The 20224-nt window shown below is 70.7% G+C and carries 17 protein-coding genes; 16 read left to right on the forward strand and 1 reads right to left on the reverse strand.

Features of this window, described 5'->3' with window-relative positions:
• Positions 1-8 precede the first annotated feature (8 nt).
• The 8 genes from ACQP06_RS22340 (at position 9) to ACQP06_RS22375 (ending at position 7909) form a co-directional block, all read left to right on the forward strand.
• Positions 9-830 carry a hypothetical protein gene (locus tag ACQP06_RS22340; protein ID WP_433666432.1) on the forward strand — a complete coding sequence of 274 codons (822 nt, stop codon included), beginning with the start codon at positions 9-11 and terminating at the stop codon, positions 828-830.
• Entirely contained in the window at positions 823-1743 is a 921-nt protein-coding gene (locus tag ACQP06_RS22345; protein ID WP_433666433.1) for a complex I subunit 1 family protein, read from the forward strand. Before ACQP06_RS22340 ends, ACQP06_RS22345 begins: the two co-directional genes overlap by 8 nt.
• A 16-nt stretch (positions 1744-1759) precedes the next feature.
• Positions 1760-2323, forward strand: coding sequence for an NADH-quinone oxidoreductase subunit J (locus ACQP06_RS22350; protein WP_433666434.1), 564 nt, complete (start codon positions 1760-1762; stop codon positions 2321-2323).
• Entirely contained in the window at positions 2320-2622 is a 303-nt protein-coding gene (gene nuoK / locus ACQP06_RS22355) for an NADH-quinone oxidoreductase subunit NuoK (protein WP_357084349.1), read from the forward strand. The genes ACQP06_RS22350 and nuoK overlap by 4 nt, the downstream gene beginning before the upstream one ends.
• 4 nt (positions 2623-2626) lie before the next feature.
• Entirely contained in the window at positions 2627-4528 is a 1902-nt protein-coding gene (locus ACQP06_RS22360) for an NADH-quinone oxidoreductase subunit 5 family protein (protein ID WP_433666435.1), read from the forward strand.
• A gap of 28 nt (positions 4529-4556) precedes the next feature.
• Positions 4557-6053, forward strand: a complete 1497-nt coding sequence (locus ACQP06_RS22365) for a complex I subunit 4 family protein (protein ID WP_433666436.1) — start codon at positions 4557-4559, stop codon at positions 6051-6053.
• 19 nt (positions 6054-6072) lie between these two features.
• Complete coding sequence (locus ACQP06_RS22370) at positions 6073-7494, forward strand: NADH-quinone oxidoreductase subunit N (protein ID WP_433666437.1); 1422 nt, start codon at positions 6073-6075, stop codon at positions 7492-7494.
• Positions 7495-7555: 61 nt separating this feature from the next.
• Positions 7556-7909: a VOC family protein gene (locus ACQP06_RS22375; protein ID WP_433666438.1), complete on the forward strand. Its 354-nt coding sequence runs from the start codon at positions 7556-7558 to the stop codon at positions 7907-7909.
• A 12-nt stretch (positions 7910-7921) separates the two neighbouring features.
• On the opposite strand, the gene ACQP06_RS22380 is transcribed toward ACQP06_RS22375, so the two are convergent.
• On the reverse strand, positions 7922-10102 hold the full coding sequence (locus ACQP06_RS22380) for an MMPL family transporter (RefSeq protein ID WP_433666439.1): 2181 nt from the start codon (positions 10100-10102) through the stop codon (positions 7922-7924).
• 96 nt (positions 10103-10198) lie between these two features.
• On the opposite strand from ACQP06_RS22380, the gene ACQP06_RS22385 reads away from it, so the two are divergent.
• From ACQP06_RS22385 to ACQP06_RS22420, 8 genes are all read left to right on the forward strand, one after another.
• Positions 10199-10894 (forward strand): TetR/AcrR family transcriptional regulator, encoded by a 696-nt coding sequence (locus ACQP06_RS22385; protein ID WP_433666440.1) that lies wholly within the window; start codon positions 10199-10201, stop codon positions 10892-10894.
• 381 nt (positions 10895-11275) lie between these two features.
• Complete coding sequence (locus tag ACQP06_RS22390) at positions 11276-12538, forward strand: hypothetical protein (protein WP_433666441.1); 1263 nt, start codon at positions 11276-11278, stop codon at positions 12536-12538.
• 5 nt (positions 12539-12543) lie between these two features.
• Positions 12544-13503 (forward strand): glutamate ABC transporter substrate-binding protein, encoded by a 960-nt coding sequence (locus ACQP06_RS22395; protein ID WP_433673404.1) that lies wholly within the window; start codon positions 12544-12546, stop codon positions 13501-13503.
• Positions 13504-13511: 8 nt separating this feature from the next.
• A complete protein-coding gene (locus ACQP06_RS22400) occupies positions 13512-14693 on the forward strand; it encodes a hypothetical protein (protein WP_433666442.1) in 1182 nt (393 codons plus the stop codon).
• On the forward strand, positions 14690-17110 hold the full coding sequence (locus ACQP06_RS22405) for a tetratricopeptide repeat protein (protein ID WP_433666443.1): 2421 nt from the start codon (positions 14690-14692) through the stop codon (positions 17108-17110). Before ACQP06_RS22400 ends, ACQP06_RS22405 begins: the two co-directional genes overlap by 4 nt.
• Entirely contained in the window at positions 17107-18210 is a 1104-nt protein-coding gene (locus ACQP06_RS22410) for a PP2C family serine/threonine-protein phosphatase (protein ID WP_433666444.1), read from the forward strand. The genes ACQP06_RS22405 and ACQP06_RS22410 overlap by 4 nt, the downstream gene beginning before the upstream one ends.
• Positions 18207-19496: a vWA domain-containing protein gene (locus tag ACQP06_RS22415; protein WP_433666445.1), complete on the forward strand. Its 1290-nt coding sequence runs from the start codon at positions 18207-18209 to the stop codon at positions 19494-19496. Before ACQP06_RS22410 ends, ACQP06_RS22415 begins: the two co-directional genes overlap by 4 nt.
• Positions 19496-20200, forward strand: a complete 705-nt coding sequence (locus ACQP06_RS22420; RefSeq protein ID WP_433666446.1) for an FHA domain-containing protein — start codon at positions 19496-19498, stop codon at positions 20198-20200. The genes ACQP06_RS22415 and ACQP06_RS22420 overlap by 1 nt, the downstream gene beginning before the upstream one ends.
• Positions 20201-20224 lie beyond the last annotated feature (24 nt).

Consider the following 20224-nt stretch of genomic DNA (forward strand, 5'->3'; position numbering starts at 1 on the left):
GGGGTGGCATGCCACTGCCGGGTGGGTTGGTGATGGCGGATCGGGAGGCCGATCGGGACGGTCTCGCGCTGGATGTGTTGACGGTTTCGCTGGGGCCGGTATTGGTGGATTGGCCGGGCGGGTTGGTGGTGGGGGCGCGGTTGCAGGGGGATGTGGTTTCGGGGGTGACGGTTTCGGTGGTGGGGGCGGGGCACGGAGATGAGCCGTATTGGCTCCGTCCGTGGTTGCGCGCCGAGGGTGGGGAGGCGGTGGGTGAACGGGAGTTGCGGGGGTGGCGGGCCGCGCGGGCGTTGGATGTGGTGGCGACGTTGCTGGAGGTGGCCGGGTGGGAGGACGCCGCGGCCGCGGGGCGGCGGTTCCGGGATGACGTGCTGGCGGGTCTGGGGAGTCCGGGCGCGCAGCAGCACGGGCACGGGGCGATGGATCAGTCGCCGGAGTTGTTGGACAGCAATCTGTTCGCGGTCGATGCGGGGCTGGATCGGTGGGCGCGGCGGGTTGCCCGATCTCGGGTGCTGCGGTGGTCGTTGCGGGATGTCGGGCAGGTCGATGGGGGCGAGGGGGTTCCGCCGGGGTTTGTGGGTGATACCCATGATCGGCTGCTGGCCTGGGTGGCCGAGGCGGTCGGGGGTGGGCGGGTCGCCGATTTCTCTTCGGAGGCAAAGGAATTCGTCGCGGCTGAACGGGCGCGCAATCGGTGGATCGTAGAACACCTCCCGCGTCTGCTGACCGGGGCGGAGTTGGGGGAAGCGCGGTTGATCGTGGCGGGGCTCGGGGTGGATGTCGATGTGGCCGTGTGGGACGCGGCCGGGGCGGGGGTCGCGCATGGTTGAGCTCGCGCCGTGGTGGATGGCCGCGGTTCTGCCGGTGCTGGTGCTGGTGCTCGTATGGGGTGTGGAGACCGCGGAGGCGCTGGCTCGGGCGAGAGTCTCCGGCGCGGACGCTGCGGTCGCAGCCGTCGCACCGCTGCGGTCGGTGGCGTTGCGCCTGGTCCAGCAGCGGCGGCGGATCGTCGGGTCGGATGTATTGCTGGGGCGCGCCGCTGGTTTCGTCTTGCTCGTGGCTGCCATCGGCGCTGCCGCGCTGGTTCCGATCGGCGATCGTGTGGTGCTGGATTCCACCGTGAGCCTGGCGTGGTTCAATACGCTCGAGATCGGGTCGTGGGCGGCGGTGTGGCTGGCCGGGTGGGGTGCGAATTCGGCGTTCTCACTGGTCGGCGGGTATCGGTTCGTCGCGCAGGGGCTGGCTTACGAGTTGCCGCACATGTTCGCGCTGATCTGCGCGGCGGTCGGGGCCGGGTCGCTGAGCGTCGCCGATATCGTTGCCGCGCAGCAGGATCAGTGGTTCGTGGTGACCATGCCGGTGGCGTTCCTGGTCTATCTGCTGTCGGTGCCCGCGATGTCGTTCAGTCCGCCGTTCGCCGGCGCGCTGGGCCGGGATATCGCCGGTGGCGCGGTGGCCGAGTTGTCGGGTCCGGATCGGCTGCTCGTGACCCTGTCCCGCCGGGCGCTTTTCGTCGCCGGGTCGGCCATGACGGTGCCGTTGTTCCTGGGTGGCGGCGCGGGGCCGTGGCTGCCGGGCTGGTTGTGGTCGCTGGTGAAGACGGTGGCCGTGCTGGCGGTGCTGCTGTGGGTGGGACGCCGGTTCCCCGCGATGCGGATGTCGCGCTACATGGAGGTCGCGTGGATCGTGCTGCTGCCGCTGATTCTGCTGCAGGCCCTGGTCGTTTCGGTCCTGGCCTTGTGAGACGGGAGGGCGCGACGTGTGGTCCCAGGTGATCTTCTGGCTGTGCGCGGTGGGCGCGGTGGCTTCGGGGATCGCGGTGTTCCGGGTGGATTCCATGGCGCGCGCGACCTTCGCGCTGCTGTTGTCGTTCGTGTTCGTGGCGGGCACGGTGCTGCTGGTGGATCTGGCCTACCTGGGCGTCCTGATCATCCTGATGATGATCATGGAAATGCTGATCATGGTGGTCTTCATGATCATGTACATGATGAACCCGGCGGGTCTGATGCCCATGACCATGGTGCACAACCGCACAGGCGCGCTGGCCATCTCGGCCACCGTCTTCGCCGCATTGACCGCGGTGGCACTGCTGGTCGACTGGCCGACCCGCGACCGCCCACTCCCGCCGGACCCGACCGCGTCGCTGGGCGAGGCGATCATGGGTTCCGAGATGCTGGTGATGATCATCGTCGGTCTGGTGCTGTTCACCACGATCGTGGCCACCGTGGTGCTGGCCACCCATCGCGGCCGCTACGACCGGTTCGGCGATCGGCTCGACCGCCGGGTCCCCGACGATCCCGTCGACGGAGGTGTCGGCCGGTGAATCTGCCCGAATTCCTGGTCCTGGCGGCCGCTCTGTTCAGTGTCGGACTGTTCGGAGTGCTGTCCCAGCAGTCCATCGTCATGATCATGATGGGCCTGGAACTCATGATCAACGCGGTCATCGTGGCCGCGGCCGCGTTCTGGTACTTCGCCTGGCCCACCGCCGACGCCCAGGTCCTGGTGCTGGTCGCGGTCACCGCCATGGCGGTGGAGATGGCGGCGGGTTTCGCGGTGACCACGGCCATCTTCCGGGCCCGCGATGTCGACATGGTCGACTCGGCCGCTGATCTGAAGGGCTGAGCCCGTGCTGTGGGGACTGATCGCGGTTCCAGTGCTGAGCGGAGTCTCGCTGCTGCTGTGCGGCCGCCGCGCGGACCGGATCGCCCCCGCGGCGGCGGTGACGGTCGCTGTAGCGACACTGGGCCTGGCCATCACGAATGCCGTTCACCGCGAGGAGGTCTCGGCCCCGTTCCTGACGGGCGCACCGATCCGCCTGGGCGTGGACGGGCTGTCGGCGGTCCTGATCGTCACCGTGGCCGCGGTCGTGCTCTGCGTCCTGCTCTTCGCCGCGGGTGATCTCGCCCCGCACGAACCCCGGGCTCGATTCCACGGCCTGATGCTGATGTTCGCCGCCGCCATGCTCGCCACGGTGACCGCGCAGACCCTGCTCACCCTGCTGTTCGCCTGGGAGCTCATGGGCGCGGCCTCCTACGCCCTCATCGGTTTCCATTGGCGCGACGAGCAGCGCGCGGCCTCGGGTCTGGTGGCGTTCCTGACCACCCGCACCGGCGATCTCGGCATGTACCTGGCCGCCGGCGCGACCCTCGCGGGCGGTTCGGCGGCGCTCGCGCTGGACGCCCTGCCCGCCCTGCCGCACGGCTGGCGTGACGCCGCGGCGGCGGGCATCGTGCTGGCGGCGCTGGGCAAATCGGCGCAACTGCCGTTCAGCTTCTGGTTGTCGCGGGCGATGGCGGGCCCGAGTCCGGTGTCGGCCCTGCTGCATTCGGCGACCATGGTCGCGGCGGGCGCGTACCTGCTGATTCGCCTGGAACCGCTGCTGGCCTCGACCGGCTGGGCCGGTCCGGTGACCGCGTGGGTCGGTGCGCTGACGGCGGTGGCCCTCGGCACGGTCGCGGTGTGCCAGCGGGATCTCAAGCAGTTGCTCGCCGCCTCCACCTGCGCCCAGGTCGGCTTGATGGTGCTGGCCGCCGGGTCGGGAGCGATGGTCGCGCGCGAGGCCGCCAACGTGACGGCCGACGGTGGCGGAATCGCCGCGGGCAGTGGCCATCTGGTCGCGCACGCGGCGGTGAAGAGCCTGTTGTTCCTGGCGGCGGGCGCGTGGCTGACGGCCCTGGGCACCAAGCAGCTCGCCGGGCTGCGTGGCGCGGCCCGCGCGTATCCCCTTGTGGGCGTGCCCTTCACGATCGGCGCACTCGGTCTGGCCGGCGTGCCGCCGTTCGCCCTGTGGCCGACGAAGGACGCCGTGCTCGCGGTGTGCCGCGAGATCTCGACTCCGCTCTCTGTGGCGGGTTTCGCCGCCACCATCCTGGGGGCGGTCTACGCCGCCCGAGCCCTCACCCTGGTGTGGCTGCCGAAAACCCCCGACAGCGAGAAGGCGTGGGACACCGAGGAACCCGGTACCCGCACGGTGAATCCGGCCGAGTGGCTGCCGCTGGCGGCGCTGGCGATCGCCGTGATCGCGGGCGGCGTCGCCGTCGCGCCCCGCGTGCACGACCGGTTCGCCCGCATCGTGCACACCGGCGCGGCCCCGGCCACCACGTGGTCCGAACTCGTCCTGTCCGGCGCGGTCGCGATCCTGACGGTGGCCGTCGTCGCCACGCTGATCCGCCGCCGCGGCGACCTGCCCGCCCCCGCCGCGCCGGCGAACTGGCTCGGTCTGGAAGCCGCCGCCCGGAAACTGGTGGCCACACCGACTCTCGCGCTCGCGAACCTCCTCGCCGCCTTCGACGACCGCGTCCTCGCCCGCGGCATCCACCTCGCCGCGACCTCCGGCCTGGCCGCCGCCCGCACCGTCGACCGCCGCGTCGAGGGCGCGATCGAGGCCACGGTGTCCGGCATCGCCACCGCGTCCCGCGACCTGGGCCGCTGGGCGCGCCGCCCGGAAACCGGTCTGGTGCACCAGTACTACGCGCAGGCGGTGGTCGCCCTCATGGTGCTGGCGGTCGTGCTGATGGTGCTGCGGTGACCCCGCCCCGACGAGAGACGAGGTGAACGTGCTCAGCGTTCTGGTGTTCCTGCCGCTGCTGGCGGGCGCGACCCTGCTCGCCGTGCCCCGGCTGGGTGACGGCGTCGCCCGCGCCGCGTGGGTGGGCGTCGGCGGCATCGAGGTCGCGCTGACGGTGGCGCTGTGGATCGGGTTCACCCGGAACCCGCCCGCCGCGGGCGAATTCGCCGACGAGGCGCACCACACCTGGATCCCCACGCTGCGCTCCGGCTACCACATCGGCGTCGACGGCCTCAGCCTCCCGCTGGTCTCGCTCACCACCGTGTTGTTCCTGGCCTGCGCGTGCTACGCCTGGCGTCGCCGGGATCGGCTGCGCTGGTTCGCGGCCCTGTTCCTGTTCCTGGAGTCGGTGTGCCTGGGCGTGTTCGTGTCCCTGGACCTGGTGCTGTTCTTCGTGTTCTTCGATCTGACGATCGTCGGCATGTACTTCGTCATCAATGGCTGGGGTCACGAGCGGGCCCGGCAGGCCGCGTTGCAGTTCTTCCTCTACACCTTCATCGGTTCGCTGGCCCTGCTGCTGGGTTTCATCGTGCTGTACCTGGCCGCGGACCCGCACACCTTCGACATGGTCGAGTTGACCGCGGCGAATCCGCTGGCGGGCAATACGGCTCGCGGCGCCGTGGCACTGGCCGCCATCGTCGTGGGCCTGGCGATCAAGACGCCCACGTTCCCGTTCCACACCTGGCTGCCGCTCGCGCACACCGAGGCTCCTTCCGAGGGCTCGGCCATCCTGGCGGGCGTCCTGCTCAAGCTGGGCACCTACGGTTTCCTGCGGATCGCCATGCCGCTGCTGCCCGAGGCGTGGCGGCGCTATGCCCTGGTCCTGGTGGTCATCGGCGTGATCAGCGTGCTCTACGGGGCGCTCGTCGCGATGGCGCAGCGCAATGTCAAACGCATGATCGCCTACACCTCGGTCAATCACATGGGGTACGTGGTGCTGGCCGTCGGCGCGGCGGGCCTGGTGGCGGGCAATTCCGAGCACGCGCGCACCCTCGCGATCACCGGGGCGGTCACGCAGATGGTCAGCCACGGCCTGATCACCGGCGCGCTGTTCCTGCTCGCCGGAGTCCTCTACGAACGCCGACACACCTACGACCTCGACGCCTTCGGTGGACTCGCCGGGCAGGCGCCGGTGTTCGCCGCCGTCACCGCGGCCGCGTTCTTCGCCTCGCTGGGCCTGCCGGGCTTCTCCGGATTCATCGCCGAGTTCCAGATCTTCGTCGGATCCTTCGCTCCCGCACCGGTGTTCACGGCGCTGGCGTTCCCGGGCATCCTGATCACGGCGGCGCTGCTGTTGCGCGCCTATCAGCGCCTGTTCCTCGGCGTCCCGCGCACGGAGGCGAGCTTCACCGATTTCACCGCGCCCGAGGCGATCTCGGCCATTCCCCTGATGGTGCTGTCGGTGGCGATCGGCATCGCGCCGCGCGTGCTGCTGGATGTGGTGGAACCCACCGCCCGCACCCTCGGTGTCCTGGTGGTGCGCTGACATGGGTGGGATGGGACCGATGTCCGAGGACATGATGGTCCAGGACCTGCTCACCCTGATTCCCGAAGCGGCGCTGGCGCTTTCCGCGGTCCTGGGACTGGTCCTGGGTTCCTTCCTGCCCCGGGACAGGCAATGGCCGGTGCGCCTGCTGGCCGCGGCGGGCGCGGTGACCGCGATCGTCCTGACGGTGAAGATCTGGAACGACCCGGCGAAGATCATCTTCGACGGCAGCTACAGCATCGACGTCGGCACCGATGCCATCCGCGTGACCGTCGCGGCCTCCCTGCTGATCCTGCTCGCCCTGTCGCTACCCGGAACTCGCGCCGCCGCAAGGGAATCCGAGTTCATCGTGCTGCTCACCCTGACCGGGGTCGGCACAATCCTGCTCGCCGGAGCCACCGACCTGCTGATCCTCATCAGCGCATACCTGCTGGCCAGCATTCCGCTGTACGCGCTCACCGGCTTCGGCAAGGACGCGCTGGGGACCGAGGCGGCCCTGAAGTTCTACCTGTTCGGCGCGCTGTTCGGCACCACCATGCTCTTCGGCGCGGTCCTGGTCCTGGGCGCGGGCGGCGCGACCGCCTACCCGATGATCGCGCAGACGGCCGCCGCCGCGCCGCGCGCCGCGCTGGGGATCGGCGCGCTCGCGGTGCTGGGCGGACTGCTGTTCAAGGCGGGCGCGGTCCCGGCCCACTTCTGGGTTCCCGATGTCACCCAGGGCACCCGCCCGGAGGTCGCGGCCCTCGTCACCACGGTGCCGAAACTCGGTGCGGTGGTGGCCATCTACCGGCTCGCCGCCGAAGTCCTCGACGCCGGGGACCTGGACTGGCGCATCCTGATCGCGGTGATCGCGGCCGCCACCATGACGCTCGGCAATTTCGCGGCCTTCTTCCAAACCGATGTCCGCCGCCTGCTCGGCTATTCGACCATCTCCCAGGTCGGCTATCTGCTGGTCGGTGTCGCCGCCGCGAACCGCTCCACCCTGGCCCTCGGCGGCGTCCTCCTCTATCTCGCCGCGTACGCGCTCACCAATCTCGGTGCGTTCGCGGTCGTCTGCGCACTCCCCCAGCTGCGCACGCTCTCCGACTACACCGGGTTGCTGCGCGCCCGACCCGGACTCCTCGTCGCACTGGTGGTCTGTCTGCTCGGCCTGGTGGGCACGCCGCCGACGGGCGTCTTCCTCGGCAAGCTCACCGTCTTCACCGCCGCGTTCGACGCGGGCCTGGGCTGGCTGGTAGTGATCGCCGTCCTCAATGCGGTGGCCAGCGTCTTCTATTACCTCCGCTGGATCATCCCGGCGCTGAAGGGACCTGCGGACCTGCCCGACTCCGCACCGATCCCCCGCGTCACGGCCTACCTCGCCGCAGCGGGCTCCATCGTCGTCGGCCTGCTCGCCGGTCCCCTCCTCCATGCCTTCGAAGCCTCCCCGCTCGCACACTGATGCACCGAATCGCCCGGAGTGGCAGTCGCCTCCCCTGCCCCCGGCCCGGCAAGATGGCCTCATGGAACGAGTGCTCGGCATCGGCGGTTACTTCCTGCGCGCGAAGGACCCCGAGGCCCTAGGCGCCTGGTATCGGGAGAACCTCGGCCTCGACGCCGACGAGCACGGCCTGTGGCGGCAGGAACCCGGTATGACCGTCTTCTCCACCTTCCCGGCCGACACCGATTACTTCGGCTCCCGTGACCAGCAGACCATGCTCAACTTCCGGGTCCGCGACCTGGACGCCATGCTCGCGCAATTGCGGGCCCAGGGCGCGAACGTCGCCGAGGGGACCGAGGACATGGAGGGTGTGGGCCGATTCGGCTGGGTCACCGACCCCGAAGGCCACCGAATCGAGTTGTGGCAGCCGGCCTGACCCTCCGCCCGGTCAGACCGAGACCGGCTCGGGCAGGCGCTCTTCCGCACGCCGCACCGGCTGTTCCTCCTGCGGCCCTTCGATATTCAGTTCCGGCAGGATCCGGTCGAGGCGGCGCGGCAGCCACCACGCGGCCCGGCCCAGCAGGGCCAGCACGGCGGGGACCAGGGTCAGCCGCACCGCGAACGCGTCCACGAGCACACCCACCGCCAGCGCGAAGGCGATCGGCTTGATCATGGCGTCATCGGTGGGCACGAACGAGGCGAAGACCACGACCATGATGGTGGCCGCCGCGGTGACCACCCGGGCATTGTGCCGGGTGCCCTCCACGATCGACGCCGTCGCGTCGCCCTCACGCAGCCACTGTTCGCGGATCCCGGAGACCAGGAACACCTCGTAGTCCATGGCCAGCCCGAACAGCACGCCCACCAGGATGATCGGCAGGAACGCCACCACCGGACCGGTCTTGGCGACACCGAGAAGATCCGCCGCCCAACCCCATTGGAACACCGCCACCGTCACCCCGAGCGCGGCCGCGACCGACAGCAGGAAGGTCAGCGCCGCCTTCACCGGCACCGCGATCGAGCGGAACACCACGACCAGCAGCAGGAGACTCAACCCGACCACGACGCCGAGGAACGGGAGCAGCGACGCCGAAAGCCGTTGCGAGACATCGATGGTGACCGCCGTGTCACCGGTGACGGCAACCCGGGCGTCGGGGACCGCGGCGGGCGCCTGGCCGCGGATCGCGTGCACGAGGTCGGCGGTGTGCCGGGATTCCGGCGCACTCGCCGGAACGACCATGAGCAGCGACTGCCCGGTCCGCTGCGTCGGCTGCGGCGGCGCCACGAAGGCGACATCCGGCAGCCCGCGCACGGTCTCGGCCACCCGCGCGGCCGCTCCGGTATCACCGCCGGCGTCGACGACCACCACGAGCGGGCCGTTGAATCCGGGACCGAACTTCTCGGCAATGGTGTCGTAGGCCTGTCGCTGTCCGGTCACGGCGGCCGCGGATCCATTGTCGGGCAGCGCCATTCGCAGGGATGCCGCGGGAATCGCCAGCACGATCAGCGCACCCGCCACCGCCACCACCGTCAGGATCGGCCGCGCGGTGACCAGACGAGCCCAGCGCGCGCCCATGCTGTTCGCGCCGGTGGCCGCGGCCCGGCGCTCGGCCCGCGACCCGGTGCGCGGCGCCAGCCGAGGACCGGCGAATCCGGCCAGCGCGGGGAGCAGCGTGATCGCCACCGCGACGGCGACCAGCACCGCGCCCGAGGCGGCCAGGCCCATGACGGTCAGGAACGGAATCCCGATGACGCTCAGCGCCGCCAGCGCGATGATCACCGTGGTTCCGGCGAACACGACCGCGCTGCCCGCGGTCTGATTGGCCCGCACGACCGAGTCCCGGGGCGAGAGCCCCGCGGCCAACTGCGACCGATGCCGCGACAGGATGAACAACGCGTAGTCGATCCCGACCGCCAGCCCGAGCATGAGCGCCAGTGTCAGGGCGGTCGAGGACACCGGCACGACCGCGGCCACCCCGAGCAGCCCGCCCACCGTGACGGCGATGCCGAAGATCGCCGACAGCAACGGCATCCCGGCCGCCAGCAGCGATCCGAAGGTGATGAGCAGGACCAGCACGGCCACACCCAGGCCGAGGACTTCGGTGATTCCCGGTTGCATCTGGCCGACGCCGTACACGGTGCCGCCGACCGACACGTCCAGTCCGGCGTCCCGCGCCGAGTCCGCCGACCGCTCGACGGTGGTGCGGGCGCCCTCGCTCACCTGGGAGCGGTCACCGGTGAAGGACACCATCCCGATCGCGGTCCGCTGATCGGGTGAGATCGTTCCCGCCTGCTGCGGCGTCGTGACCCCGACCGCGCCCGGCGCGGTGCCGGCGACCTCCAGGGTGTGCGCGATGGCCGCGCGGTAGGGCGCTTCCGAGATGAGGTGACCCGGCGGCGCGGTGAAGACCAGTTGGGCCGTGGCCCCGGCCGCGCCCGGCGCGGTCTCGGCCAGGGTGTCCAGCGCGTGCTGCGATTCGGCCCCCGGCACGGTGAACCGGTCGTCGAGGTGGCCACCGCCGACGGCGGCGCCACCGATCACGGCGATCAGCAGCGCGATCCAGATCGAGACGACCAGGCCACGGCGTCGGAAGGCGAAGTCGCCGATCCTCCCCAGCACTGCGCTCATGGTTGCTTCCCCTCGTGCAGACACGAATGTTGACGGGTGTGAACTTTATGGGTGTTAACTTGCCACCGAATCTGTACAGGTGTCAACATCAATGTCGTGGCCATCACTGAAGACGCGCCGCAACGACCCGGTCGCGAGGCCCCCTATCACCACGGGGACCTGCGCAACGCCCTCGTTCGCGCCAGCGCGGAGCTCGCCGAGATCGGCGGGCCCACCGCCGTCACCGTCCGCGCCGCGGCCCGTGCGGTCGGCGTGACGGCCACGGCCGCCTACCGCCATTTCAAGGGGCAGGAGGAGCTGCTGGCCGCGGTCCACGATCGGGCGGCCGAGGCGCTGTTCGAGGCCCTCGACACGGCGATGAAAGACGTTCCGCAACAACCGGACCCGACCGCCACCGCCATCGCCCGGCTGGCGACCGCCGGCAGCGCCTACATCGAGTACGCCGACCGCGAACGCGGCCTGTTCCGAACCGCCTTCTGCACCACCGACATCGACATCGACAAGGACGTCACCGAGGACCCGATATTCCAGCTGATCGGCGTCGGCCTGGACGCCCTGGTCACCGTGGGCTTCATGGATCCCCGCCAACGCCCCGGCGCCGAATTCACCGCCTGGGCGGCGGTCCACGGCCTGGCGACGCTCCTCATCGACGCCCCCCTGGCCGATGCCACCGACGCCGACCGGGAGGCGGCCATCCACCACGCGATCGCCACCATCCTGCGCGGCCTGGCCACCGGTCCCGACGCCGAGCCCTATCGCTCGAACGACCCGCACATCGCCCTTCCGGCCTGAACCGGCATGCCGCGCCGGGCAGCGGCGTCGGGATCAGCGGCACGAAAGTCGGCCACACCTCGAAACTCATCCGCTTCCCGATATTCGAAGTCTCGGATTGCGGGAATTGGGATACTGTGGCATCAGTCCCGAACTGATGACGTTGTGACATAAGGTGTCTGAGTCACACCAAGTGAATCGCCCGTTGCGCCGGAACGTTTCCCGGCGATTACCAGCGGTGAAATCTGGATTTCACGGTCCGGTCACGAATGCGCGGACATTCGAAATCGGCTCCCGAACAATCGAATTCCAACCGTTCGGAACTCGATCGACAGCATGCGATCGCTCCCGTACGATCTGGCCATACGGGGAGTACCGGCCCGTCGAACGGGGGAATCGGAGTTGAGGAGTCGCTTACCGGCGACCATTCGCAATGCCGCGGAATGGACGCGACGCCTGGCGCGCACCGCACCGGGTGTCATCGGCGCGGTGGGCGCGGCCCTCGCCCTGCTCGCCTTGATCGGCGGCCTGGTGACGGCGAATCAGCAGAGCGCCAAGCTCTCTCGCCACGACACCGTGCTGGCGCACACCGAGCCGCTGGCGAATGCCGCGCAACGCCTCTATGTGGCGCTGTCGACCGCCGACGCCGCGGCCTCCACCGCGTACCTGTCCGGCGGCATCGAGTCGCCCGAGGTCCGGATGCGCTACGAGAACGCGCTCACCGACGCGGCGGCCGCGCTGGCCGAGGCCACCACCGGCGCCTCGGACAACGAGACGCGCACCATCCTCGCCAAGATCTCGTCCGAATTGCCCAGTTACACCGGCTATGTCGAGGCGGCCCGCGCCAATAACCGCCAGGGCCTGCCGGTCGGTTCCGCCTACCTGCGCCAGGCCTCGGCCCTCATGCAGGGCTCGCTGCTGACGAACGCGGCCGAGCTGGAGGGCATCCGCCTCGATCAACTGCACCGCGACCAGCGCGCCATCACCGGCCTGCCGCTGTGGAGCGTGGGCCTGCTGGTTCTCTTGCTGGCGGCCTGCGGCTACGGCTCCTGGCTGCTGGTGAACCGCACCAACCGCTGGATCAATCCGGGCGTGGTAGCCGCCGCGGGCCTCACGACGATCGCCCTGCTCTGGATTCTGACCACCACCATCGCGGCCTCCGCGTCGATCAACACCGGCGCGACCGCCCGCTTCGAGAAGATCGCGCAGGCCCGGATTCTGGCCCAGCAGGCCCGCACCGAGGAGACCCTGCAGCTGATCACCCGCAGCGACAGCAAGTCCAGCGAGGACCGCTTCGCCGCGGGCAGCGCGAAACTGCGCGCCGATCTGGGTGATCTGGTGAGCCCGGACTCACCCGCGTCCAAGGCCTTCTCCGGCTGGCAGGACGGCCATCAGAAGGAAGTGGCCGCCTATTTGAGCAATAACTATCGAGGCGCGGTGGACCAGACCGTGAAGGCCGACGGCACCGGATCCGCCGCGCAGTTCGCCGCGCTCGATGCCGCCTTGAAGACCGAACTCGAGCGCACGCGCCAGGAAGTGCGCGACGATGTGAACACGGCCGGAAATGCTCTCACCCTGAGTCCCCTGGGCACGCTGGCGCTGCTGCTGGCGGCGGCGGGCTCGATCGTCGTCGGGGTGTGGCCACGGTTGAAGGAGTTCTTGTGAAGCGGATGCGGATCATGGTGCTGGCGGCGGTGGCGCTGCTGGCCGCCGCGTGCGGTTCGACGCCGGAGGCCCCACCCTTCCAGCTGCCTCCCGACAACCGGCTGCCCGCCGGGGCGAAGGTGCTGACCGCCGGCCCCAACCAGCGGATCGACCAGTCCTGCAACCCGACCGCGAGCCTGCGGCCGCAGGGCGCGCAGCCGCAGCCGGGTTCCATGCCGGCCGGATCGACCATGGCGGCCATCGTCGCCAACGGCAAGGTCCGGGTCGGGGTGAACCAGAACGAATTCCTGTTCGGCTACCGCAATCCGGCGACCGGCGAGATCGAGGGCTTCGATATCGATCTGGCGCACGAGGTGGCCCGGGACCTGTTCGGCGATCCTGACCGGGTGGAGCTCAAGCCCATCGAGACCGCGAACCGGGTGCAGGCGCTGACCAAGGGTCAGGTCGACATGGTGGTGCAGAGCTTCACCGCGACCTGCGCGCGCCGCAAGGACATCCAGTTCTCCACGGTCTACTTCGAGACCGACCAGCGGGTTCTGGTGACCAAGGGCTCGGGTATCCGCTCGGCCGCCGACCTGGGCGGCAAGAAGGTGTGCGGCATCCCCAACTCGACCACCCTCGACGCGGTCTTCGCGCTCCCGCAGCGCCCCATCGTGATCGGCATCGACAACTGGCTGGACTGCCTGACCGCGCTGCAACAGGGCGAGGTCGACGCCGCCAGCACCGACCTGCCGCTGCTGTACGGCCTGAAGATCCAGGACCCGAATCTCGAGGTGGTCGGCGACGCCATGGCCTCGGACAACTACGCCATCGGGATCCAGCAGCAGGCCACCGATTTCGTACGCTTCGTCAACGGCGTCCTGGAACGGGTGCGCAATGACGGCACCTGGCAGCGGCTCTACAACAAGCGGCTGAGCGTGCTCGGGCCGTCCAACGGTCCCCCGGCGCCCAAGTACAGCGATTGAGCTCGGCCATGCAACCGAATCCGGGGCACATTCTCAGCGTCGCCGAGATCGATCGCGACATCGCCGAGCGCGCCCGCGAGATCGAGATCATCGCCGCGACCCTGGTGGAACTGGACAAGCATCCCGGTCTGGTCCTGCTGCGGCGGTTCCCGCCCACCGGCGTGACCGAGCAGCGCTGGGCTCCGGCCCGCGCGGCGCTGGAACTGCTGTGGGAGGACTTCGGCCGCCTGGGCACGGTGCTGGATCGCGCGCGGTCCGCGCGGGCCCGGCGGCGACTGGACGCCCTCGACCGCGAGGAGCTGACCCGGCTGCTGCGCGGGCAGCCGATCGAGCTGGCGCGCACCGCGATACCCATGTCGCAGCGCGCGCTGGGCGGGCCCCGCGAACAGGTCCAGCTGATCGGGATCGCCGAACTGCTCGAGCGCATGCACGCGGCCTTCCCGGTCGTGGTGCGGGTGCTCGAGGCCGTGGAGGCGGTCAACGATCGGGTGATGGCCGAGGTCGCGCCGCTGCGCGCGGAACTGGATCGGGCCGGCTCGGCGATGCCGCAATTGCGTTCGCTGGCCGTCGATCTCGACGAACTGTCGGTCCAGGTCGCCACCGATCCGCTCGCGCTGGCGCCGGACGCCCTGGACCGCCGGTTGACCGAGCTGTCGCGCCGCATGCGCGAGGCCGCGGCCGTCCTGGCCGATCTGCGGGCCATGTCCGCGGATTGGGACACCGCGGTCGAACGCGTGCGGACGCTGATCGACGTGCTGCGCAAGACCTATGAGCGCGCCGACCACGCGCGCGCCGAAGTGGAGAGCATCATCCTGGCCGCGCCCCTGCCCCGCCACGCCGACGACAGCTCCGTCTACAGCGCGGAATTGACCGCGCTCGACGCCGAGCAGCCCACCCCGGCCGCGCTGTGGGAGCTGCGCCAGCGCATCGCCGCCGCCCTCGACACCGCGACCCACAACGAGCAACTGGCCCAGGGGCTGCTCGACCGGCGACTGGAACTGAAGGGACGCTTCAGCTCCTATCGTGCCAAGGCCGCGCGCCTGGGGGTCAGCGAGCAACAGGATGTGCTGGCCTCGAGTCGCATCGCCGCCGGACTGCTGGCGCGCCGGCCCTGCGACCTGGCCGCGGTCACCCGCGCCATCACGGACTACCGCCAGCTCATCGCGCAGAAATCGGGGAGGCGATCATGAACTGCACCGAGCCCGGCTGCACCGGGACCATCGAGGACGGGTACTGCACCGTCTGCGGCACCGCCCCGAGCCCGGGGGCGGCCACACTGAGCACCGGGGGTGCGGCGACCGGCAGCCCGGTCACGAGCACGGGCATCCCGGCCGGCGCGAGCGGCGCGGCGTCCGACAGCTGCACCGAACCCGGTTGCACGGGAACGATTCTCGACGGCTACTGCGATGTCTGCGGCAGCGCTCCCGCCCCGGTCTCGGCACTCGCCACCACCGCGCAGGCCAGTAGCGCGACCACCGGCACCGGATCCACGGCTACCAGCCGGGCCTCCCGCAGCGGGCGTTCGGTCCGCACCGGCCGCTCCGGTTCCTCCGGCGCGAGCCGCGGCCGCCTGGGCGCGGGCATGGTGAAGGTCCCCTCGGTCCCCCGCCGCGATCCCACCGAAGCGGTCCTCGCCGACCCGGAAGTGCCCGAGCACCACCGTGACTGCGGCAAGTGCGGCCGCCCGGTGGGCCGCAGCCGCAATGGCGAGCCGGGCCGCGCCGAGGGGTTCTGCGCGCACTGCGGCACCCGCTTCTCCTTCACCCCCAAGCTGTCGAGCGCCGATCTGGTCGGCGGCCAGTACCAGGTGCTGGGCCCGCTCGCGCACGGCGGCCTGGGCTGGATCTACCTGGCGGTGGACCACAAGGTCGACAACCGCCCGGTGGTGCTCAAGGGCCTGCTCAATACCGGTGACGCCGACGCCATGCGGGCGGCGGTGGCCGAGAAGCGGTTCCTCGCGCAGGTCGATCACCCGAACATCGTGCGGATCTACAACTTCGCCGAGGACACCGGTCCCGACGGCAAGCCGGTCGGCTACATCGTCATGGAGTACGTGGGCGGCAAGTCGCTCAAGCAGATCCTGCGCGAGCAGCGCACCGCCGATCAGCAGTACCTGCGGCCCGCGCGCGCCATCGCCTACATCCTGGAGATGCTGCCCGCCCTGGAGTACCTGCACGATCGCGGCCTGGCCTACTGCGATTTCAAGCCCGACAACGTGATGCAGACCGAGGAGCAGCTCAAGCTCATCGACCTGGGCGCGGTGATCGGCCTGCACGATCAGACCGAAACCATCTACGGCACACCGGGTTATCAGGCCAAGGAGATCGCCCGGACCGGGCCGACCGTGGCCTCCGAGGTGTACACGGTGGGCCGCACACTGGCGGCGCTGATCATGCGGATCCCGCCGGTGAACAACGAGCTGGGCCCGCTGCCCGGTCCGGACGCCGAACCGCTGATGGCCCGCCACGAATCGCTCTACCGATTCCTGCTGCGCGCCACCGACATCGACCCCGACGCGCGGTTCACCTCGATGACCGAGATGGGCGATCAGCTCACCGGCGTGCTGCGCGAGGTGCTGGCCCGCGAGGACGGACGGCCCCGGCCGGGCCTGTCCACCCGGTTCGGCCCGCCGCGCGGGGTGTTCGGCGTCGGTGACCGGCTGCCCGACGACCCGCGCGACATCATCGCCGCGCTGCCGGTCCCGCTGATCGATCCGGGTGACAGCGGCGCCGCCCTGCTCGCCTCGACCAGCGCGGTCACCCCCGAGGACCTGGAGCGCGAGATCAACGCGGGCCTGCAGTCGGTGGTCACCGGCCAGTCCGAGTCGGTCGAGATCCCGCTCCGATTGATCCGCGCCGCACTGGAATTCGGTGACGCCGACGACGCCCTGCGCCGCCTCGACGAGGTGGAGTCCACCCTCGCCGGGGACTGGCGGCTGACCTGGTTCGCGGGTCAGGCCCGCCTGCTGCAACGCGATTGGGCCGCCGCCACCGCCGAATTCGACGCCCTCTACAGCGCGCTGCCGGGTGAGGCCGCCCCGAAGCTGGCCCTGGCCGTCACCGCCGAACTCCTGGCCGCCGACGGCGCCGAGGCCGAAGCCGCCCGCGCGGAAACCTATTACGACCTGGTGTGGCGTACCGACCGCACCTTCACCAGCGCGGCCTTCGGCGCCGCCCGCTCGCGTCGCGCGGCCGGTGACGGCCCGGGCGCGGTCGCGGTGCTGGACCAGGTCGACGCCGCTTCGGCGGTGCACACCGAGGCGGGTGTCACCGCCGTCGAGACCTTGCTGGCCGTGAACGATCCCGCCGAGCTCACCGAACAACTGGTGCGCGACGCGGGAACCCGGATCGGCAAGCTGACCCTGGACTCGAAACGCCGTGCCGCCCAGGCCCGGCTGCGAGTCCTGGACGCGGCGCTGCGCTGGCTGCGCCTGGGCAGGGTGCCCACCGACCACTCCCCGCTGCTGGGGGTGGCGCTCGATCAACAAGGGGTACGGACCGGTTTGGAACGCTGCTATCGCGATCTCGCGCACGAGACCGACGACATGTGGGAGCGCATCGCCCTGGTGGAACAGGCCAATGCCGTGCGCCCGAGGACGCTGCTGTGACGGCCCGCTGCCCGCGCTGCGGCACCTTCGCCGCGGACACCGACCGCTTCTGCGAGGCGTGTGGGAGCAAACTCGGGGTCCGGCTGATCGCGCTGCCGCCCACGGAGTTCCGGCCCGGGTCCGGCTCCACGGTGCCGGTGGCCGACGCGGCCCGCAACGCGCGCCGCGAGGGCGGCGACGGCACCGGTTTCGCGGCGGGTCCCGCGCCCGACTGCCACGGCTGCGGGGGCACGGCTTTCGATCCGGACGGGTACTGCGCCAGTTGCGGTGAGCTGGGCCCGGAGCGCGATCGCTTCGAGGCGGATCTGGGCACGGCGTGCCTGGTCACCGATCGTGGTCTGCTGCATGCCCGCAACGAGGACGCGGTCGCCGCGGCCGTGCTCGACAGCGCGTCGCCGGATCGTCCCGCCACCGCGGTGATCGCGGTCTGCGACGGGGTGTCCACCTCCGAGGATCCGCAGGCGGCCTCGGGCGCGGCGGTCCGCGCGGGCCTGGACGCCACCCTGGCCGCGCTCGCGGCCGGCCGGTCCGCCGAGGACTGCGCCCTGGTCGGGCTCACCGCCGCCGCCGACGCGGTCAAGGCCGTGGGCACCCCGGACGGCAAGTCCCCGTCCTGCACCTACGTCTCGGCGATCGTGCAGTTCCAGCCCGACGGCGGCGCGGCCGTCACGGTCGCGAACGTCGGTGACAGCCGGGCCTATTGGCTGCGCCCGGGTGACGACTCCGAACGCCTCACCGTCGACGACACCCTGGCCCAGGCCATGGTGGACAACGGCCTGCTGGACGCGGCCACCGCGATGGACGGCCCGCACGCGCACGTGCTCACCCGCTGGCTCGGCGCCGATTCCGAGCACCAGTGGTCCCCCAGCTGCGTGCGCACCCTGCGCACCAGCGAACCCGGCGTTCTGCTGCTGTGCAGCGACGGCCTGTGGAACTACCTCCCCGAGGCGGCGGCCCTGTCCCGCTTCACCAGCTCGCAGCCCGCCCTGCTCGCGGCGCGCGCCCTGGTGGAGCACGCGCTCGGCGCGGGCGGCAAGGACAACATCACCGTCGCGCTCGTCCCCGTCCCCTCCCTCGCACCGTCAGGAGACACCCCGTGACTTCCGCTGAGAACCAAGGCCTTTCGGTCGCCGTCGATCAGAACGAATTCCTCGCCGAGGGCGCGCGCACGGTCGACGCCATCGTGACCGTGGAGGCCACCGACGATCTGGTGGTATCGGTGGCGCCCGCGCCCCGGGTCGAGATCCTGATCATCGACACCTCGGGCTCGATGGGCGGCGCGGGCAAGTTCGCGGGCGCGCGCCAGGCCACCCTGGCCGCCCTGGACGTCATGCCCGACGGCACCCGGTTCGCGATCGTGGAGGGCACCGACAAGGCGCAGGTGGTGTACCCGCACAGCGGCGCGTCCGCGGTGGCGAGCCGGCAGGAGCGCGCCAATGCCCGTCGCGCCCTGGACAAGCTGTCCCCGCACGGCGGCACCGCCATCGGCACCTGGCTGGGCCTGTCGCGGCTGATCGCCAAGCAGCATCCGGACGCGATGGTGCACGCCATCCTGCTCACCGACGGCCGCAACGAGCACGAGACGCCGGAGCGGCTGGCCGAGGAGATCCGGTTGTCGACGGGCGTCTTCACCTGCGACTGCCGCGGCGTCGGCGCGGACTGGGAGGTGAACGAGCTGCGCGCCATCGCCTCCGCGCTGCACGGCACCGTCGACATCGTGAAGACCGCGGACCAGCTGGCCCAGGATTTCGCGGCCATGATGGAAACCTCCATGGAGAAGGCGATTCCGGAGCTCACGCTGCGGGTGTGGACGCCGGTGGGCGCGCGGATCGCGTTCATCAAGCAGGTCGCGCCGTTCATCGAGGACCTCACCGCGCGCCGCGTCGAGGCGGGTCCGCAGATCGGCGAGTACGCGCTGGGTTCGTGGGGCGCGGAGGATCGCGACTACCACGTGCAGCTCGATGTGGAGCCCGCCGCAGCCGGTCGGGAGAAGCTGACCGCGCGGGTGAGCGTGCTGGCCGACGGCGAGATCCTCGGGCAGGGTCTGGTCAAGGCGGCCTGGACCACCGACACCGACAAGTCGGCGATCATCAGCCGCCGCGTCGCCCACTACACCGGGCAGGCCGAACTGGCTCAGACCGTGCAGGAGGGCCTGGCCGCGCGCAAGCAGGGCGACTTCGCCACGGCCACCGCCAAACTCCAGCGCGCGTACCACCTGGCCACCGAGTCCGGCAATGAGAACACCGCCAAGCTGCTGCTCAGTGTGGTCGACGTGGTCGACGAGCGCACCGGCACCATCCGGCTGCGCAACAAGGTCGATCCCGCCGACGAGATGGCCCTCGACGTGCGCTCCACGAAGACGGCCCGCGTCCGCAAGGAGCCGTGATGGCGTTCTGCACCGACGGGCACGAGACCACCGCCAGCGACTATTGCGACACCTGTGGCGCACCGGTCGGGGACGGGCCGGCCACCGCCGCACCGCCTCCGGCGCTGTGCCCGTCCTGCGGGGTGCCCGCCGAGGGGCGGTTCTGTGAGAACTGCGGACACGATTCGGCGCTGCCGCCGCCACCGCCCGCGCCGACCGCGTCGAGCGGGGACGAGCAGTCGGCGGGGACCGTCGGGGAGCCCGAGGGGTCGACCGCGCAAACCGAGGGCGAGACCCGGGAGAACCCGAACGGCGGGCCGGTCTGGGTGGCGACGGTGACCGCCGATCCGGGGCACTACGCGCGCATGCAGGCTCAGAAGGGTCCGGACCTGGACCGGGTCGACTTCCCCGACTACTACCCCGATCGCCGAATCCCGTTGCGGGGGCCAAATATCCTGATCGGGAAGCGCAGTGTCTCGCAGGGCGTGCACCCGGATATCGATCTGTCGGTCGCGCCCGCCGATATCGCGGTGTCGCGGTCGCACGCGATCCTCCATATCAGTGGCGGCACGCTGACCGTCACCGATCTCGGGTCCACCAACGGCACCTGCATCAACGAGAGTCCGACCCCGATCGCGCCCAAGACCGCCATTCCCCTGCGGGACGGCGATCGCATCCATGTGGGCGGCTGGACGACCATCACGTTGAGCACGGAACAAGGCTGACCCACACCGATTCGAGCAATTCGG

Origin of the sequence: Nocardia sp. CA-136227 (assembly GCF_050955695.1) — a bacterium.
Classification (GTDB): Bacteria; Actinomycetota; Actinomycetes; order Mycobacteriales; family Mycobacteriaceae; genus Nocardia.

What these genes read in the sequence shown, in the direction of transcription:
- ACQP06_RS22420 (WP_433666446.1), top strand. Translation starts at nt 19,496, where the DNA reads ATGGCGTTCTGCACCGACGGGCACGAGACCACCGCCAGCGACTATTGC.
- ACQP06_RS22395 (WP_433673404.1), top strand. Translation starts at nt 12,544, where the DNA reads ATGCGGATCATGGTGCTGGCGGCGGTGGCGCTGCTGGCCGCCGCGTGC.
- ACQP06_RS22370 (WP_433666437.1), top strand. Translation starts at nt 6,073, where the DNA reads ATGTCCGAGGACATGATGGTCCAGGACCTGCTCACCCTGATTCCCGAA.
- ACQP06_RS22380 (WP_433666439.1), bottom strand. Translation starts at nt 10,102, where the DNA reads ATGAGCGCAGTGCTGGGGAGGATCGGCGACTTCGCCTTCCGACGCCGT.
- ACQP06_RS22375 (WP_433666438.1), top strand. Translation starts at nt 7,556, where the DNA reads ATGGAACGAGTGCTCGGCATCGGCGGTTACTTCCTGCGCGCGAAGGAC.
- ACQP06_RS22405 (WP_433666443.1), top strand. Translation starts at nt 14,690, where the DNA reads ATGAACTGCACCGAGCCCGGCTGCACCGGGACCATCGAGGACGGGTAC.
- ACQP06_RS22400 (WP_433666442.1), top strand. Translation starts at nt 13,512, where the DNA reads ATGCAACCGAATCCGGGGCACATTCTCAGCGTCGCCGAGATCGATCGC.
- ACQP06_RS22345 (WP_433666433.1), top strand. Translation starts at nt 823, where the DNA reads ATGGTTGAGCTCGCGCCGTGGTGGATGGCCGCGGTTCTGCCGGTGCTG.
- ACQP06_RS22340 (WP_433666432.1), top strand. Translation starts at nt 9, where the DNA reads ATGCCACTGCCGGGTGGGTTGGTGATGGCGGATCGGGAGGCCGATCGG.